This window comes from Candidatus Omnitrophota bacterium (genome assembly GCA_028707125.1).
GTDB lineage: Bacteria > Omnitrophota > Gorgyraeia > Gygaellales > JAQTUX01 > JAQTUX01.
The window spans coordinates 1,217,267-1,234,562 of the sequence record JAQTUX010000001.1; the positions used below are offsets into that span (position 1 = coordinate 1,217,267).

Annotated in this window: 19 protein-coding genes; all 19 read right to left on the reverse strand. The window is 51.8% G+C overall.

Annotated features, from left to right (window positions below; translation table 11 throughout):
- Positions 1 to 3: 3 nt before the first annotated feature.
- Genes rplX through rpoB form a run of 19 tightly spaced genes read right to left on the reverse strand, consistent with a single transcriptional unit; the run spans position 4 to position 17,285 of the window.
- Positions 4 to 315, reverse strand: coding sequence for a 50S ribosomal protein L24 (gene rplX / locus PHR44_06100; protein ID MDD4910235.1), 312 nt, complete (start codon positions 313 to 315; stop codon positions 4 to 6).
- Position 316: 1 nt separating this feature from the next.
- Positions 317 to 685: a 50S ribosomal protein L14 gene (gene rplN, locus PHR44_06105; GenBank protein MDD4910236.1), complete on the reverse strand. Its 369-nt coding sequence runs from the start codon at positions 683 to 685 to the stop codon at positions 317 to 319.
- A complete protein-coding gene (gene rpsQ / locus PHR44_06110) occupies positions 685 to 972 on the reverse strand; it encodes a 30S ribosomal protein S17 (protein MDD4910237.1) in 288 nt (95 codons plus the stop codon). The genes rplN and rpsQ overlap by 1 nt, the downstream gene beginning before the upstream one ends.
- Positions 969 to 1,157, reverse strand: coding sequence for a 50S ribosomal protein L29 (rpmC, locus tag PHR44_06115; protein ID MDD4910238.1), 189 nt, complete (start codon positions 1,155 to 1,157; stop codon positions 969 to 971). Before rpmC ends, rpsQ begins: the two co-directional genes overlap by 4 nt.
- Complete coding sequence (rplP, locus tag PHR44_06120) at positions 1,154 to 1,570, reverse strand: 50S ribosomal protein L16 (protein ID MDD4910239.1); 417 nt, start codon at positions 1,568 to 1,570, stop codon at positions 1,154 to 1,156. Before rplP ends, rpmC begins: the two co-directional genes overlap by 4 nt.
- On the reverse strand, positions 1,539 to 2,228 hold the full coding sequence (gene rpsC, locus PHR44_06125) for a 30S ribosomal protein S3 (GenBank protein ID MDD4910240.1): 690 nt from the start codon (positions 2,226 to 2,228) through the stop codon (positions 1,539 to 1,541). Before rpsC ends, rplP begins: the two co-directional genes overlap by 32 nt.
- Before the next feature lie 10 nt (positions 2,229 to 2,238).
- Positions 2,239 to 2,571 (reverse strand): 50S ribosomal protein L22, encoded by a 333-nt coding sequence (gene rplV, locus PHR44_06130; GenBank protein ID MDD4910241.1) that lies wholly within the window; start codon positions 2,569 to 2,571, stop codon positions 2,239 to 2,241.
- Between the two features lie 9 nt (positions 2,572 to 2,580).
- Entirely contained in the window at positions 2,581 to 2,868 is a 288-nt protein-coding gene (gene rpsS / locus PHR44_06135; protein MDD4910242.1) for a 30S ribosomal protein S19, read from the reverse strand.
- 8 nt (positions 2,869 to 2,876) lie between these two features.
- Positions 2,877 to 3,710, reverse strand: a complete 834-nt coding sequence (gene rplB / locus PHR44_06140; GenBank protein ID MDD4910243.1) for a 50S ribosomal protein L2 — start codon at positions 3,708 to 3,710, stop codon at positions 2,877 to 2,879.
- Positions 3,711 to 3,719: 9 nt separating this feature from the next.
- Positions 3,720 to 4,001, reverse strand: coding sequence for a 50S ribosomal protein L23 (gene rplW / locus PHR44_06145; protein MDD4910244.1), 282 nt, complete (start codon positions 3,999 to 4,001; stop codon positions 3,720 to 3,722).
- Positions 3,998 to 4,621 carry a 50S ribosomal protein L4 gene (gene rplD, locus PHR44_06150; GenBank protein ID MDD4910245.1) on the reverse strand — a complete coding sequence of 208 codons (624 nt, stop codon included), beginning with the start codon at positions 4,619 to 4,621 and terminating at the stop codon, positions 3,998 to 4,000. Before rplD ends, rplW begins: the two co-directional genes overlap by 4 nt.
- A 20-nt stretch (positions 4,622 to 4,641) precedes the next feature.
- Positions 4,642 to 5,325: a 50S ribosomal protein L3 gene (gene rplC / locus PHR44_06155; GenBank protein ID MDD4910246.1), complete on the reverse strand. Its 684-nt coding sequence runs from the start codon at positions 5,323 to 5,325 to the stop codon at positions 4,642 to 4,644.
- The gene (gene rpsJ, locus PHR44_06160) at positions 5,325 to 5,624 is read right to left on the reverse strand and encodes a 30S ribosomal protein S10 (GenBank protein ID MDD4910247.1); all 300 of its coding nucleotides are present in this window, start codon (positions 5,622 to 5,624) and stop codon (positions 5,325 to 5,327) included. Before rpsJ ends, rplC begins: the two co-directional genes overlap by 1 nt.
- Before the next feature lie 8 nt (positions 5,625 to 5,632).
- Positions 5,633 to 6,832 (reverse strand): elongation factor Tu, encoded by a 1,200-nt coding sequence (tuf, locus tag PHR44_06165; GenBank protein ID MDD4910248.1) that lies wholly within the window; start codon positions 6,830 to 6,832, stop codon positions 5,633 to 5,635.
- Between the two features lie 21 nt (positions 6,833 to 6,853).
- Positions 6,854 to 8,953 carry an elongation factor G gene (gene fusA, locus PHR44_06170; GenBank protein MDD4910249.1) on the reverse strand — a complete coding sequence of 700 codons (2,100 nt, stop codon included), beginning with the start codon at positions 8,951 to 8,953 and terminating at the stop codon, positions 6,854 to 6,856.
- A gap of 16 nt (positions 8,954 to 8,969) precedes the next feature.
- Complete coding sequence (gene rpsG, locus PHR44_06175) at positions 8,970 to 9,440, reverse strand: 30S ribosomal protein S7 (GenBank protein MDD4910250.1); 471 nt, start codon at positions 9,438 to 9,440, stop codon at positions 8,970 to 8,972.
- 26 nt (positions 9,441 to 9,466) lie between these two features.
- Positions 9,467 to 9,838 (reverse strand): 30S ribosomal protein S12, encoded by a 372-nt coding sequence (gene rpsL, locus PHR44_06180; GenBank protein ID MDD4910251.1) that lies wholly within the window; start codon positions 9,836 to 9,838, stop codon positions 9,467 to 9,469.
- Complete coding sequence (gene rpoC / locus PHR44_06185; protein ID MDD4910252.1) at positions 9,838 to 13,884, reverse strand: DNA-directed RNA polymerase subunit beta'; 4,047 nt, start codon at positions 13,882 to 13,884, stop codon at positions 9,838 to 9,840. The genes rpsL and rpoC overlap by 1 nt, the downstream gene beginning before the upstream one ends.
- Positions 13,881 to 17,285 carry a DNA-directed RNA polymerase subunit beta gene (gene rpoB / locus PHR44_06190; protein MDD4910253.1) on the reverse strand — a complete coding sequence of 1,135 codons (3,405 nt, stop codon included), beginning with the start codon at positions 17,283 to 17,285 and terminating at the stop codon, positions 13,881 to 13,883. The genes rpoC and rpoB overlap by 4 nt, the downstream gene beginning before the upstream one ends.
- Between the last annotated feature and the right edge of the window lie 11 nt (positions 17,286 to 17,296).

Genomic DNA, 17,296 nt, shown 5'->3' on the forward strand with positions numbered 1-17,296 from the left:
TTTCTATAATGTCTCCTTGCAATTCTTGCAGACGCGCGCCTTTGTCCCGTCTTTAAGCACGGTAAAACCTACCCTCGTCGCCTTATGGCAGCGGCCGCATACCAGCATGATATTAGAGATGTTTATGGGAGAATCTACCGACACTATACCTGCCTGCTGGCCTTCTTTTACCCGGCGCATATGCTTTTTTACAACGTTGATACCTTCAACCAGCGCCTTGCCTTCCGCGAGGTATAACTGCAACACCTTGCCGGTCTTACCCCTGTCTCTGCCGGAAAGCACTTTTACTGTGTCGTTTTTCTTTATCTTCAACATATTAAATTACCTCCGGCGCCAGCGAGATGATCTTAGTAAAATTCTTGTCCCTTAATTCTCTCGCCACCGGGCCGAACACTCTGGTGCCCCTGGGATTAAGCTGATTATCTATGAATACCACCGCGTTCCTGTCAAACCTTAATATGGAGCCGTCCTCGCGCCTTATGGGCGCCCTGGTGCGCACGACGACCGCCCTTGCCTTTTCGCCCTTCTTGATTATCGCCTCGGGCTGCGACTCCTTTATATTGACCATTATGATATCGCCGACATTCGCGAAGGGCTTCCCCTTGCATCCGATAACGCCTATGCAGGAGGCCTTTCTGGCTCCGGTATTATCCGCCACATCTAATATTGACCTGAGTTGTATCATTATGCCGCCTTTTTCAATATTTTAACCAGCCGGAAATGTTTTTCCTTTGATATGGGCCTGACTGCTTCTATCTCCACCCAGTCGCCCGCGTTAGCGCTGTTCTTTTCAACGTGCACTTTGAATTTTATCGCCCTCTTCATGACCTTGCCGTATAGAGCGTGCCTCGTAAGCGTGACGCAGCGGACGATCGCGGTCTTATTCATCTTGCGCGAGAGCACCACGCCTCTCGTGCGCTTTCTTCCCTGTGCTTTTACCTTTGCGGCTATGTCTGTATTCTCTGTACTCATTTACGCCTTTCCCTTAGAATAGTTTCTATCCTGGCAATGTCTTTTTTATACAGTGAAAAATTATGCGGCTTATCCACCCTGCCTGAAAATTTCTCAAAATTAAGCTTAAACAGATCTCCCTGAAGAGAGATCTTCTTCTGCTCTAATTCCGCGTCGCTCAGGTTCTTCAACTCCGCTATCTTCATTTATGCTCCCTTGCCACGAATTTCGTCCTGAAAGGCAGCTTATATGCCGCCAACCGGCATGCCTCTATAGCCAACGGCGCGGGAATGCCTCCCAATTCAAAGATTATATTGCCACGCTTGACTATCGCCACCCATTTATCAAGTTCACCCTTGCCCTTGCCCATCCTGGTTTCCGCCGGCTTCTTGGTTGTGGACTTGTGAGGAAAAACGCGCAGCCACAGCCTTCCGCCGCGCCTCAACTGCCTGGTCAGAAGGACCCTTATGGCCTCTATCTGCGTATTGGTAAGCCAAGCGTTCCCCAACGCCTTAAGCCCGTATTCTCCAAAAGCCAGGTTTGCGCCTCTGGTGGCTACGCCCCTTCTTTTGCCGCGATGGAACTTCCTATACTTTACTCTCTTGGGCATTAGAGCCATCTTCAGAGCCCTCCCGTGCTGCTTTCGGTTTGCCGATAATGTCGCCCATATAGACCCATGCCTTCACACCGATAGCCCCGTAGGTGGTGCGCGCTTCGGCAAAACCATAATCTATATCCGCCCTCAATGTCTGCAAGGGTATCTTGCCCTGCCTGTAGGTCTCCCGCCGGGACATCTCTGCCCCGCCGAGCCGGCCTGACGTCGCTATCTTTATGCCTTTGGCGCCTGAATTCATTGCCTGCTCAATAGCGCGTTTCATCGCCCTTCTGAAGGCGATGCGCTTTTCAAGCTGAAGCGCCACATTCTCCGCTACTAACTGGGCATTGACAGCGGGGTTCTTTACCTCTTCTATGTCTATCAAAAGCTCCCTGCCTACCATACCCGACAGGTCCTGCCTCAGGCGCTCTATGTCCGCCCCATGCCTGCCTATGATGATCCCCGGCCTGGCGCTATGGATCCTGACGCGTATCTTTTCGGTAAGCCGCTCAATGATTATGTGCGATACGGCGGCCTGTTTGAATTTATCCTTTATGAACTTGCGTATTTTCTCGTCCTCGAGGATGAATTTGGCGAAATTCTGCCGCGGCGCGTACCACCTGCTGTGCCAATTCTTTATGATGCCTATTCTCAGTAAAAACGGATGAACCTTCTGTCCCATATTTGCGCTCTCAGGTTTTTAGATCCAACTCTATGGTTATATGAGATGTCCTCTTGCGTATCCTGGTCGCCCTGCCGAACGCCGCGGCCCTGAACCTTTTCCACATAGGGCCGTTTTCGCAGACCGCCTTGGAGACGTAAAGCTGCCTGGGCTCTATGCCTTTGGCCTTCGCCGAGGCAACGGCGGAATTAACAACCTTTGTTATCTGTGTCTTCGGCCTCTTATCCACGAAACTAAGGATAGTCAACGCCTCTGCCACATCCTTGCCCCTGATCAAGCCAAGCACCTGCCGCACTTTATTAGGGGTGAGTTTTATAAATTTCGCCTTCGCGTTTACTAACATATATTTAAATTAGGTTTTGTCCGCCGCCTTCTTCGCCTTTACTCCACCGTGCTTCTTAAATATCCTGGAGGGGGCGAATTCTCCCAACTTGTGCCCCACCATATTTTCGGTCACAAATACCGGTATATGCTTGCGGCCGTCATGGACCAGGAAAGTCAACCCCACAAATTCCGGTATGATCGTGGAACGCCTTGACCAGGTCTTGACCGGCTGCCTCTGGCCTGTCTTCTGCAGACGTTCTACTTTCCTCATAAGGCTCTCTTCTACATAAGCTCCCTTGCTGACTGAACGCGGCATAGTATTTATTATCTCCTTCTCTTAACTATGTACATATCCGAATACTTGCGCTTCTTGCGGGTCTTGTAACCCTTGGTCGGCATACCCCACGGGCTGACCGGATGAGGGTTGCCCTGGCCTGATTTACCCTCTCCTCCGCCGTGCGGATGGTCTACCGGATTCATAGCCAGCCCCCTTATATTAGGAAGCCTGCCCAGCCATCTGTTGCGCCCTGCCTTGCCTTTAACAATGCCCTCATGCTCAATGTTGCTCACCTGGCCTATGGTAGCGCAACAGTCAATGCCGATCAGGCGCACCTCGCCGGAAGCAAGCCGTATATGGGCGAAATCGCCTTCTTTTGCCGTGATCTGGGCGGATGATCCGGCGCTGCGGATTATCTGAGCGCCCGAACCCTTGACCAGCTCAACGTTATGGATCATTGTCCCCAAAGGTATGACCCTGATAGGCAGGGTGTTGCCTGGTTTTATCTCGGTATCAGGATTATTAGAGCTCACGATCACATCGCCGGGCTTAAGGCCGGCGGGAGCTATTATATACCTTTTATCTTTATCCTGATATTCAAGCAAGGCGATCCTCGCCGACCTGTTAGGGTCGTACTCTATCGCCAGCACCTTAGCGGGCATGTCTTTCTTATCCCTCTTAAAATCAATGATCCTTAAACGCCGCTTATGCCCGCCGCCCCTGAACCTGACCGTTATACGGCCGTAGCAATTTCTGCCGCCCTTCTTCTTCAAAGGCAGAAGCAGCGACTTCTCCGGCGTTTTCTTGGTTATCTCTTCAAAAGTATAACCGGTTATATATCTTCTGCTGGGTGTGGTCGGGTTATATTTTTTTATTCCCATAGCGTTCCTTTATTGAGAGAAATCTATCTTATCGCCTTTTTTAAGCGTGACTATCGCCTTTTTTATTTCGGGGGTCCGCCCTACCTGATAACGCACGGTCTTCGCCTTTCCGATAGACGTATAAGTATTGATCTTGTTTACCTTTACCTTATATATATCCTCTATGGCCTTCCTTATCGCGACCTTGCCGGCATTCTTATCCACGATAAAAAGATACTTGCCGGCCGGCTCCTCCAAAGTGGATTTCTCGGTACGTATTATAGTCCTTATGCAATTACGCTCCGGCTTCATCGCAACCTCTTTAGCAGTTCCTTGAACGAACCGCTGCTGGTAAGCACCTTTTTGCAATTCATTATATCGTAAGCGTTGACATCGCTGACCCTGCGTATATTTATCCCGCTTATGTTGGCGGCGGCGCGCGCGTTGTCCTTATCCGCGGCTGATATGATAAACAGCGCCTTGCCCTCAACCTTAAGTTTCTTTAAAAGTTTGAAGAAATCCCCGGTCTTCTGAGACGGCAGCTTTATCTCATCTACCAGCACCAGGCCGTTATCGTTTAATTTTCCGTTAAGAGAAGACCTGAGCGCCAGTAATTTTACCTGTTTTGGCGTGTCCAGCGCGAAATCCCTCGGGTGCGGGCCGAAGATGATCCCGCCGCCGCGCCATAAAGGCGAACGTATGGAGCCGACCCGCGCCCTGCCGGTCCCCTTCTGCCGCCACGGTTTCTTGCCGCCGCCGGAAACCTCGCCTCTTGTCCTGGTAGAGGCAAGTCCGCGCCTTTTGCCCGCCAGATACCCTACCGCGGCCCGATGCAGCGCGGAACTATTCACGCTGCCGTCAAAGATCTTAGCGTCAAGCTTGATCTTCTCTACTTCTTTGCCGTTTATGTCTAGAACCGGAACTGTAAACATGGAGCCCCTTAATTTAGCGATTATTTCTTAGCTGGTTTCTTCGGCCCTTTTTGCTCATCTTTCTTTGTCTGGATCGCGGCGGCTGCTACTGACAGCTTCTTACGTAACGAATTTTTTATCATCACATATCCGCCGTTTGAACCGGGGATAGCGCCTTTAACCATCAGGAGATTATTTTCAACGTCAACCCCTACTACTTTGAGATTCTGAACAGTAACGCGCGCGCAACCCATATGGCCGGGCATATGATGGCCTTTCCATACTCTGCCGGGGGTTGTACTTGAACCGATAGAGCCCACTCTTCTATGCGAGGTTGAACCGTGGGTCATAGGGGTTCCCGACCAATTCCATCTCTTCATACCGCCCTGAAACCCCTTGCCTTTGGAGATACCGATTACATCAACATAGTCGCCGTCTTTAAAAATATCCGTCTTGAGCTCCTCGCCGACCTTATATTCTGTCGCCGCGTCCTTCACTACTTCTCTTATAAACTTCCTCGGAGCGGTGTTGATTTTCTTAAACACGGCCAGCTGCGGCTTTTTGACATGCTTTTCTTTAACAACGTCAAAACCCAACTGGACCTTCTTATCTCCGACCTTCAGGACCACGCAGGGCCCTGCCTCAACCGCCGTAACAGAGACCATCTTTCCCTGCGTGTCGAAGATATGAGTGCAGCCGATTTTCTTTCCCAACAATCCGCTCATTATCTTATCTCAACGTATACGCCCGCGGCCAGGTTCAGCTTACGCAAAGCATCTATTGTCTTCGCGGTCGGCTCCAGAAGCTCAAGCAGGCGCTTATGGGTGCAAAGAGAGAACTGCTCGCGGGACTTCTTATCGATCGTCGGCGATCTCAGGACGGTATATACCTCTTTCCTGGTAGGAAGCGGTATAGGCCCTGACACCTGCGCGCCGGTCCTCTTTGCCGTCTCCACTATCTCCTTGACCGCCTGGTCAAGGAGACGGTGGTCGTATGCTTTCAATTTTATCCGTATTTTCTGCATGTATAATTTTAAGCGACAACCTCGCTTACCACACCCGCGCCTACGGTATGCCCGCCTTCGCGTATGGCAAAACGCGACTCTTTCTCCATGGCTACGGGAGAGATCAACTCAACTTCCAGGTTAACGTTATCTCCGGGCATGACCATTTCCACGCCCTGAGGCAGGGTAACATTACCGGTAACGTCCGTTGTCCTGAAGTAGAACTGCGGCCTGTAACCGGTAAAGAAAGGAGTGTGCCTTCCGCCTTCCTCTTTTGCCAGCACGTAAACCTGCGCTTTGAACTTTTTATGCGGCGTGATCGAACCGGGAGCCGCCAGAACCATGCCTCTCTGCATCTGCTTCTTGTCTACGCCTCTTAATAGAAGCCCGACGTTGTCTCCTGCCTGGCCTTCATCAAGAAGTTTACGGAACATTTCAATGCCTGTAACTACGGTCTTTGAAATTTCCTGATTGATACCCACGATATCAACGGTATCATTTAACTTGATCTTGCCTCTCTCGATCCTGCCTGTACCGACCGTGCCTCTGCCTTCTATTGAGAAGACATCTTCGATGGCCATAAGGAACGGCTTGTCCAGATCGCGTTTAGGGTCAGGGATAAAGTCATCTACCGCCTTCATCAACTCAAGTATTGCCTGGCCTCCCGGGCTGTTAGGATCGCCGGCCGCTTCCATTGCCTGAAGCGCGCTTCCCTTGATGATCGGAGTTTTGTCTCCGGGGAAGTTGTATTTGGTCAGCAGGTCCCTTACTTCCATCTCTACCAGCTCGATCAACTCTTTATCGGAAACCATGTCAACCTTGTTCAAGAAAACCACTATTGCCGGCACGTTCACCTGGCGCGCCAGAAGTATATGCTCTCTGGTCTGAGGCATCGGACCGTCAGCTGCCGAGACCACCAGTATGGCTCCGTCCATCTGCGCGGCGCCGGTGATCATGTTCTTTATATAGTCGGCATGGCCGGGGCAGTCAATATGGGCGTAATGCCTCTTGTCGGTCTGGTATTCCACGTGAGATATGTTGATGGTAACGCCTCTTTCCTTCTCTTCGGGCGCGTTATCAATAGAGTCAAAACTGCGCGCCTCGGCAAGCCCCTTCTTGTTCAAAACGAGGGTTATCGCCGACGTCAAAGTTGTCTTGCCATGGTCAACATGCCCTATTGTCCCTATGTTCACGTGCGGTTTAGTCCTTAAGAATTTCTCTTTAGCCATTTAACACCTCCTGATTTTCCCTCATTTCTTGGCTCTGTGAGCCGAATACGGTGAATTGGTCATTATATTCTGAGCTATATGTGAAGGCACCTCCGCGTAATAAGAGGGCTCCATTGTATAACTGGCACGCCCCTGAGTAAGAGAGCGTAATACCATAGCGTAATTGAACACCTCTGATAACGGAACATTCACGTGGATATGGCGAATGTTGCCTTTCTGCACAATGTTGATGATCTTGGCGCGCCGCGAATTCAGGTCCCCGATGACCATGCCCATATATTCTTCAGGGCATATGACATCCATATCCATTACCGGCTCAAGCAGCTTGCAGGCGGCCCGCCTTAAACCCTCAACCAGGGCGATAGAAGCAGCCATCTGAAAAGCGATCTCGGAAGAATCAACCTCATGGTATGAGCCGTCTGTCAGGGTCACGGCCACATCGGTCACCGGATATCCGGCCAATATGCCGTTCTTGGCGGCGATCTCAATGCCGTCCTCAACAGACGATATGAACTCCCTGGGTATCGCGCCGCCCTTGATCTTATCTTCAAAGGTAACGCCTGAACCCGGCGTTTCCTGAGGGGCGATATCTATGACCACATGCCCGTACTGGCCGCGGCCTCCGCTCTGTTGGATGAATTTGCCTACTACCCTGGTCACCGGTTTGCTCACGGTCTCTTTATAGGCCACCTGGGGATTGCCGACGCGGGTATCAACGGTAAATTCCCTCTTAAGCCGGTCCACGATAATATCAAGGTGAAGCTGGCCCATACCCGAGATGATCGTCTGGCCGGTCTCATTATTATAGGTAACCCTGAAAGAAGGGTCCTCATCCATAAGCTTTCTCAAAGACATGCCTAATTTATCCTGGTCGGCCTTTGAAGCCGGCTCTATTGCCTGCGAGATGACCGGCTCGGGGAATTTCATTGCTTCAAGTAATATGGGGGATTTCTCATCGCACAGGGTATCTCCGGTCTTCGTCTCTCTCAATCCGACTACCGCCACTATATCTCCGGCATACACCTTATCTATGATCTCCTGCCTGTTGGCGTGCATCCTCACGATCTTGGCGACCTTTTCCTTTTCACGAAGATTCATATTATATATATAGGTACCGCTCTCAAGCGAGCCGGAATAGATCCTCACATAATTAAGCTTGCCCACATACGGGTCGGTGGCGATCTTAAAGCACAGCGCGCAAAACGGCGCGTTATCATCCACGGCCCTCTCTTCGTATTCTCCGCTCTTCGGCTCCAGGCCTTTTATTGCCGGGATGTCTTTAGGCGAAGGCAGGTAATCGCATACGCCGTCAAGCAGCGGCTGGATGCCCCTGTTGCGAAGCGAAGTGCCGCAGAATACGGGGACAAATTTATTGGCGATAACGCCCCTTCTTATCCCCGCCCTGACCTCTTCCTTGCTGATCTCTTTGCCCTCGATGAATTTATGCATAAGCTCATCATCCGCCTCTGCCGTCTTCTCCACCAGCTTCTCATAATGTTTCTTACATTCGTCTGATTTCTCGGCAGGCACATCCACATACTCAAATTCGCTGCCCGTCTCATTCTTGTAAACAAGCATCTTATCTTTCAACAGATCAATGATGCCGGAAAATTCCTCGCCCTTAAAATAAGGGACCTGGACCGCCGCCGCGCTTGCTCCCAATCGGGTGTGCATCTGTTCTATGCAGCCGAAAAAATCCGCCCCCACCCTGTCCATCTTATTTATAAACGCGATCCTGGGCACATGATACCTGTCTGCCTGGCGCCAGACCGTCTCTGACTGCGGCTCAACCCCGCCCTGCGCGCAGAAAACCACGACCGCTCCGTCTAATACTTTAAGCGAACGCTCCACTTCAACGGTAAAATCCACGTGCCCGGGAGTATCGATTATATTGATCCTGCAATCGCGCCAGCTTACGGCGGTGCAGGCGGCGGTTATGGTAATGCCGCGTTCCTGCTCCTGGACCATCCAGTCCATAGTGGCGGTGCCGTCATCTACCTGGCCGATCTTATAAGTTATACCTGTAAAAAACAGCACGCGCTCCGTGGTAGTGGTCTTACCCGCGTCTATGTGGGCGACTATGCCTATATTCCTTATTTTTTCTAAAGCGACCTGTCTCATATATCTTCTCTCAAAACTACCATCTGAAATGCGCGAAGGCCTTATTCGCCTCAGCCATCTTATGTGTATCGTCCCGTTTCTTTATGGCGCCGCCCTCACCTTTATAAGCGGCGATGAGCTCATCCGCCAGCTTCTCCGTCATTGACTTGCCTTTGCGCTGCCTTGCCAGATTCCTTATCCAGCGCAGCGCCATGGTGATACCGCGCTCCTGTTTTACCTCGATGGGGATCTGATAGGTCGCGCCCCCTACGCGGCGCGGCTTGACCTCAAGGCGCGGCCTGACATTATCTATGATCTTATGGAAGAACTTCAGGGCATCGGGCTCGTTGACCTTCTCCCTGACCGTATCAAAGGCGCCGTAAACTATATCCTCGGCGACGCTCCTCTTGCCGTCAAGCATCACCATGTTTATAAAACGCGCTACTACCTTGCTCTTGTATTTGGCGTCCGCTAAAATATCTCTTTTTTCCGCTGCGTGTCTTCTCATATTTTATTTTCTCTCTACTCGCTACTTTATTTAGGCGCCTTCGCGCCGTATTTTGAGCGCGACTTCTTGCGATTGGCAACCCCTGCCGTGTCCAGCGTGCCTCTGACGATGTGGTACCTTACACCTGGCAGGTCCTTTACCCTGCCGCCCCTGACCAGGACTATTGAGTGCTCCTGAAGATTATGGCCTTCTCCGGGAATATAAGAGGTCACCTCTATCCCGGTGGTCAGGCGCACGCGCGCTATCTTTCTCAGGGCTGAGTTCGGCTTCTTAGGGGTCATTGTCCTCACCTGAATGCAGACGCCCCTGCGCTGCGGGCACTTCTTTAAAGCTGGTGATTTCGTCTTTTGCTTCTTGGCGGTCCTGCCCATCCTTATCAATTGCTCTATAGTCGGCATTATTCTTCCTTACCCTCTCCCTTATCCTCTTTTTTGCCCTTGATCTCCGCCTTTAATAATTCTATCTCCTGGTGCTCCTTGAAGCCGGTGCCTGCCGGTATAAGATGGCCCACGATAACGTTCTCTTTCAGGCCGAACAGTTCATCGCTCTTGCCGCTGGCAGCGGCATCGGTAAGCACGCGCGTGGTCTCCTGGAAACTGGCGGCGGAAATAAAACTTTCGGTAGTAAGAGACGCCTTCGTTATGCCTAATAATAACGGCGTGGCTGAAGCGGGCTTGCTCCCCTTCTTCACCAGTTTGATGTTCTCATCGCGGAAAACCCATTTGTCAACCTGCTGCCCGGGCAGAAAATCGCTGTCGCCGGAATCCTCTATCCTCACCTTCTTTAACATCTGCCTGATTATTATTTCTATGTGTTTGTCGTTTATGTGCACGCCCTGCAGCCGGTATACTTCCTGTATTTCATTGACCAGATATTCCTGCAGCACCTTATCCCCGCAGACGCGCAATATATCCTGAAGCACCACCGGCCCATCGGTAAGCTGCTGGCCGGCAGCCACCTTATCGCCCTTGTATACGTCGGGATGCTTGCCGTGCGGCAGTATATATTCCTTCTGCATTCCCGTGGGGCTCCTGACTATGATGACCCTCTGGCTCTTTTTGGTCTCGCCGAATTCAACAAAACCGTCGATTTCGGCGATTATAGCCGGGTCCTTGGGCCGCCTGGCCTCAAAAAGTTCGGCGACACGGGGAAGGCCTCCGGTAATATCCCTGGTCTTGCCTACGACACGGGGTATCTTAGCAAGCAATTCCCCCGCCTTCATCTTATCCCCATCCTTGACAAGTATATGCGCCTCGATCGGAAGAGGGTATATGCCCAACACTTCCTTCTTGCTGTCCATTATGATGATCTGTGGATTGTAATCCTGCTTGTGCTCTACGACGACCCTCTCCACGACCTTGGTCGCGGGATTAAGCTCGTCTATCACGGTAACGCCTTCTTTCAAGTCCTCAAATTTAACCGTGCCTTCAACCTCGCTCAAAATAGGATATGTATAAGGGTCCCATCTGAAAAACAGGTCGCCCTTGTTGATATTTTTTCCGTCGGCAAACTTAAGGAAGGCGCCCTGCGGCACCGGATACCTCTCCAGCTCCCTGCCCTGCGCGTCATTTATGCTCACCTGGCCGTTCCTGTTCAATACGACCTGTTCCTTGTCTTTCTCTACCGATTTTATGTTATGATAACGTACTATGCCGTCGTTCTTTGCCTTCATTGAGGACTGCTCCACGATACGGCTGGCAGTCCCTCCGATGTGGAAGGTCCTCATTGTAAGCTGGGTCCCCGGCTCGCCTATGCTCTGCGCGGCGACTATGCCTACCGCCTCTCCCGTATCAACCAGCCGGCCCGAAGCCAGGTTCCTGCCGTAGCACTTCTTGCACAAACCGCGGCCGGTCTCACAGGTCAAAACGCTCCTTATGCGTATCTTCTCTATGCCTAAACGCTCGATCATATCGGCCTTCTCTTCGGTGATCTCAGAGCCCGCTTCAACGATGACCTCGTCGGTAATAATATCCACTATATTGTCAAGCGCGACGCGGCCGATTATCCTGTCCTTCAAACTGACAACTATTTCATCGCCCTCTACTATCGCGGCAACCGTGATGCCGTTCAAGGTGCCGCAGTCATCCTCAATAACGATAACCTCCTGCGCCACATCCACCAGCCTTCTGGTAAGGTAGCCGGCGTCAGCGGTCTTAAGCGCGGTATCGGCCAAACCCTTTCGCGCGCCGTGCGTGGAAATAAAATATTCCAGCACGGTCAGCCCCTCTTTGAAATTAGCCGTAATAGGGCTCTCTATGATCTCTCCCGACGGCTTAGCCATTAATCCTCTCATGCCTGCCAACTGCCTCACCTGCAGGCGTGAGCCGCGCGCGCCGGAATCCGCCATAAGGAATATCGGGTTGAACGACTCCATACCCTTGAACAGAAAATCGGCGACCTTATCCGTGGCGTGCGTCCAGATATCTATTGCCTTGTTATACCTCTCCCTGTCGGTGATCACGCCCTTTCTGTACTGTTCCTCTACCTTGGTAACCTCTGCCTTTGAGTCCTTTAACACGGCTTCTTTCTCAGGCGGTATGCGCAGATCGTCTATGCCTATGGATATCCCTCCTAATGTCGCGTACTCAAAGCCGCATTCCTTCAAGTCATCAAGCAGTTTTACGGTCCTGCTGTGCCCGAACCTTTTATAGCAGGCGGCAACCACATCGCCGATATTGCGCTTATTCATTTCGTAATTGACGAAACCATATCCTTCGGGCAGGTATTCATTGAACAGCACTCTGCCTACGGTGGTATCTATTATCTTGACGCCTTCCTGCAAAGCGGATGTATCGAGGTCAAAGATGTTATTTACCCTTAGTTTTATTATGGCATGCAGCTCTATAACGTCGTCATTGTAGGCGACGATCGCCTCTTCGCCGCAGGAGAAGAGCATGCCTTCTCCCTTTGCTTTTGGTTTTGGTTTTGTAAGATAGCAGCTGCCTAAGACGATGTCCTGGGTCGGGCTTACTATCGGCCGGCCGTCCGCGGGAGAGAATACATTATTAGTGGAAAGCATAAGTATGTTGGCCTCAACCTGGGCCTCAAGAGACAACGGCACATGTACCGCCATCTGGTCTCCGTCAAAATCAGCGTTGAACGCCGTGCATACCAGAGGATGTATCTTTATTGACTTGCCTTCTATGAGCAGCGGCTGGAATGCCTGAATGCTCAACCGATGCAGGGTGGGAGCGCGGTTCAACATGACCGGATGGTCCCTGATGACTTCATCAAGTATGTCCCAGACCTCGATCTTGGCGCGTTCAACCATGCGCCTGGCGCCCCTTATAGTGTGGACAAAACCTTTTTCGCGCAGTTTCTTTATAATGAACGGCTCAAAAAGTTCCAGCGCCATTTGTTTCGGCAGGCCGCACTGGTTGAGCTTCAATTCAGGCCCTACGACTATAACGGAACGGCCGGAATAGTCAACGCGCTTTCCTAAAAGGTTCTGGCGGAAACGCCCCTGTTTGCCCTTAAGCATATCGGAGAGCGATTTCAACGGCCGGTTATTCGCCCCCAGCACCGGCCTGCCGTGCCTGCCGTTATCAAGCAGGGCATCCACCGCCTCCTGCAGCATACGTTTTTCATTCCTGATGATTATTTCCGGAGCGTTCAGTTCTTTAAGTTTCTTCAGGCGATTATTCCTGTTTATTACTCTCCTATACAGGTCATTGAGGTCGGAAGTGGCAAACCTGCCGCCGTCCAGGGGGACCAAAGGCCTGAGGTCCGGCGGTATGACCGGCAGTATCTCCAATACCATCCAATCCGGCTTGTTGCCTGAATTATTAAAGTCCTCGATGATCCTCAGCAGTTTAAGGTTCTTTCTGGAGCCGGTTGAGTCCTTGGACTTATCCATGTCCTTTCGCAGTTTCTTACAAAGGGCGCCCAGGTCCACATCTTTAAGCATGGCGGATATCGCCTCTGCCCCGATCTTCGCCTTGAAATTGGAGCCGTACTTCTCCACCGCCTCCTGATACTGCTCCTCTGAAAGCAGTTCATATTTCTTGAACGGCGTCTCAGCCGGGTCAAGCACAACGTACTCCTCGTAATATATGACCTTCTCCAGGTCCCTGAGGGATATGCCGAGGATCGCCGACATCCTGGAAGGCACCGCCTTAAAAAACCAGATATGCGTGACAGGGGCGGCCAATTCTATATGCCCCATTCTTTCCCGGCGCACAGATGACCTGTCTACGGTGACCGAACACCTGTCGCAGGTAATGCCCTTGAACTTGATGCCTTTATATTTTCCGCAGTTGCACTCCCAGTCCCTTACCGGCCCGAATATCTTCTCGCAGAAAAGCCCGTCTTTTTCCGGCTTGAGAGACCTGTAATTGATGGTCTCCGCCTTCTTTACTTCGCCCTTAGACCAGGACTTTATGGTCTGCGCGGAAGCCATCCTTATGGATATGGAGCCAAACGGCGGCGCGAATTCCTTCATCATTGTTTACCCTTCTCTGTCTTAACATCAAGGCAGAGCCCCTGTAGTTCTTTTAAGAGCACATTGAACGATTCAGGCGTGCCCGTATGGAAGGCCTGTTCGCCCTTGACGATCGCCTCATAGATCTTCGTCCTGCCGTTTACGTCGTCGCTTTTGACCGTAAGCATTTCCTGAAGCGTAAAGGCCGCGCCGTAGGCCTCAAGGGCCCAGACCTCCATCTCTCCGAACCTCTGGCCGCCGAACTGCGCCTTGCCTCCCAGCGGCTGTTGAGTGACCAGAGAATACGGCCCTATAGAACGCGCGTGCATCTTCTCGTCAACAAGGTGGATCAGTTTCATCATATAAATATATCCCACGGTCACCTTCTGGTTGAACGGCATGCCCGTGAAACCATCGTAGAGCGTGATCTTTCCTTCTTCGGGAAGCCCCGCTTTGGCAAGTAGTTCCTTTATCTGCCCTTCCTTTACCCCGTCGAATACCGGAGAGGCAGCTTCAAACCCCAGCATTCTCGCGGCCCATCCTAAATGCGTCTCTAATATCTGGCCGACGTTCATACGCGAGGGTACGCCCAGCGGGTTAAGCACTATCTCAACAGGCGTTCCGTCGGGCAGAAAGGGCATATCCGCTTCGGGCAATATGCGCGCCACAACGCCTTTATTTCCGTGGCGTCCGGCGAGCTTGTCCCCCTCGGCGACCTTCCTCTTATTGGCAACGTAAACAACGACCCTCTTTAATACGCCGGCGGGCAGTTCATCGCCGCGCCTGACGCGCTCTATTTCCTGCTCCTGCTCCACTAAAAGGTTCTTTATCTGTTCGTCATATGAAGAGGCGGCTACCTTGGCCTCTTCATTTTCATCAAGGTCATGCTTAAATACCTTTTTAACATCTACGCCCAGGATCCTGGCAAGGCGCTTTTCCTTTTCCGCCTCAAGCACCTCTATTTCCTGCTTGTAGTAATTTTTTATCTCCCGTATCTTCGCCAGTTCCGCGGACTTCTCCGCCTTTGACTTTCTGCCGCGGTCTTTCCTGCTGAAGACATGCACGCCGACCACAACGCCTTCAACTCCCGGCGGGGCCACCAAAGAAGTATCCCTGACGTCTCCGGCCTTCTCGCCGAATATGGCCCTTAAAAGCCGTTCTTCCGCGGAGAGCTCCGACTCTGTCTTGGGCGTGACCTTGCCTACAAGTATGCTGCCTGCCCCGACCTCCGCCCCTATGCGTATAATGCCGCCCTCATCAAGGTCTTTCAGCGCCTCTTCTCCCACGTTGGGGATATCGCGGGTAATGTCTTCATTTCCCAGCCTCGTTTCCGTCGCCTCGGTCTCAAACTCTTCTATATGAATACTGGTAAAGGCGTCTTCCTTCACCAGCTTCTCGCTGATAAGTATGGCGTCTTCAAAATTGTAGCCGCGCCATGGCATAAAGGCGACCAGCAGATTACGGCCCAGGGCCAGTTCGCCTTTCCTGGTGGCCATACCGTCGGCGATCACCTCTCCGGCCTCAACGCTCTGCCCCGGCTGCACAATAGGCCTTTGATTCAGGCAGGTATCGGCGTTAGACCTTGTAAATTTATTCAGCGCGTATTTCTTCTTACCTATAGTTATAGATGAAGAATCCACCTCCGTTACCTTGCCGGAGGCCTCCGCGATGACCAGGGCGCCTGAATCAGCCGCGACCTTGCCTTCCATTCCCGTGCCTACCAGCGGCGGCTCGGTTATCATAAGCGGCACTGCCTGCCTCTGCATGTTGGCGCCCATCAGCGCGCGGTTGGCGTCGTCGTGCTCAAGGAAAGGCACCAGGGAAGCGGCCACGGAAACAAGCTGTTTAGGAGAAACATCCATATATTGCACGTCCTTCGCGGGCACCTTGGGAAAATCCCCTCGGTGGCGGCAGGACACTTCCTTATCCACAAAATTACCGTCCGGATCAAGCGGGCAGTTTGCCTGCGCTATGACCATCTGTTCCTCTATATCCGCCGTCAAATAATCTATTTTTTTGGTTACCCTGCCCCCTTCAACCTTTCTATACGGGGTCTCTAATAATCCGTATTCATTAACCCTGGCGTAACAGCTCAAAGAGGCGATCAGGCCTATATTCGGGCCTTCAGGCGTCTCAATGGGGCATATCCTTCCGTAATGCGAAGAGTGGATATCCCTGACTTCAAAACCCGCGCGCTCTCTGGAAAGCCCGCCCGGGCCCAGGGCGCTCAAGCGTCTTTTATGGGTGATTTCCGCCAGAGGGTTTACCTGGTCCATAAACTGGGAAAGCTGGCTCCTGGCAAAGAAATCCTTGATCTGATTTGAAAATAATTTGGAATTTATAAGATGGTGGACGCTCAAGTTCTCCGTATCTCCCAATACGGTAAACCTCTCGCGTATGGAACGCTCGACCCGCGCCAGCCCTATCCTTATCTGGTTCTGGATAAGCTCGCCTACGGTCTTGATCCTGCGGTTGCCTAAATGGTCTATATCGTCTATGCGGCCCTGGCCCTTGTTGAGGTTGATAAGGTACTTGATCACGCTTATCACGGTATCCACATCAAGCACGCGCTTATCCAGGGGCAGGTCCATATTCAATTTTCTGTTAAGTATGAACCTTCCGACCTTCTTCAGGTCGTAGCGCTTCTGGTCAAAAAACAGCCGGAAGAACAGCGTCTCGGCTGCCTCAAGGGTAAGCGGCTCTGTAGGGCGCATCTTCCTGTAGAAATCCAGCACCGCCTCTTCCTTGGTCTTGGTGTAATCTTTAGCGAGGGTAGCGGTGATCTCCGCGTGCTCCTCTCCAAACGCCTTTATTATATCGTCGTTGCCAGACAGGCCCATGATCCTCAATATCTGGGTTACCGGGAAATTCCTTCTTCTGTCAACGTAGGCGAGTATTATGCCGGCGAGGTCGTATTTTATTTCAAGCCAGGCGCCCCTGTAGGGGATTATCCTGCCGTAATAAATGCTCTTGCCTGAAGGATGCGCCTCTTCTTCAAAAGAAATACCGGGAGAACGCTGCAGCTGGCTTACCACCACGCGCTCATCGCCGTTTATAATGAAGGTGCCGTACCTGGTCATAAGAGGTATCTCTCCGAAGTATGCCTCCTGCTCCTTGACCTCCGTAAGCATGATCAGGCGGAATTTCACTTTAAGAGGAGAGGCGTATGTCATGCTCCTGCGCTTGCACTCTGCCTCGTCGTATTTCGGCTTGCCCAGAGAATATCCGATGAACTCAAGGCGTATCTTCCTGTCAAAGCTCTCTATGGGAAAGACCTCTTTGAACGCCTCCTGGAGCCCGTCATCCTCTCTCGCGTCAGGGCCGACCCCCTCCTGCAGAAAACTCTTGTAGGCATCGGTCTGCAGCTGAAGAAGGTTCGGCAGCTCGTATATCTCTTTTAATCTGGCGAAATTTTTTCTTTTCATTCTACCCGCTT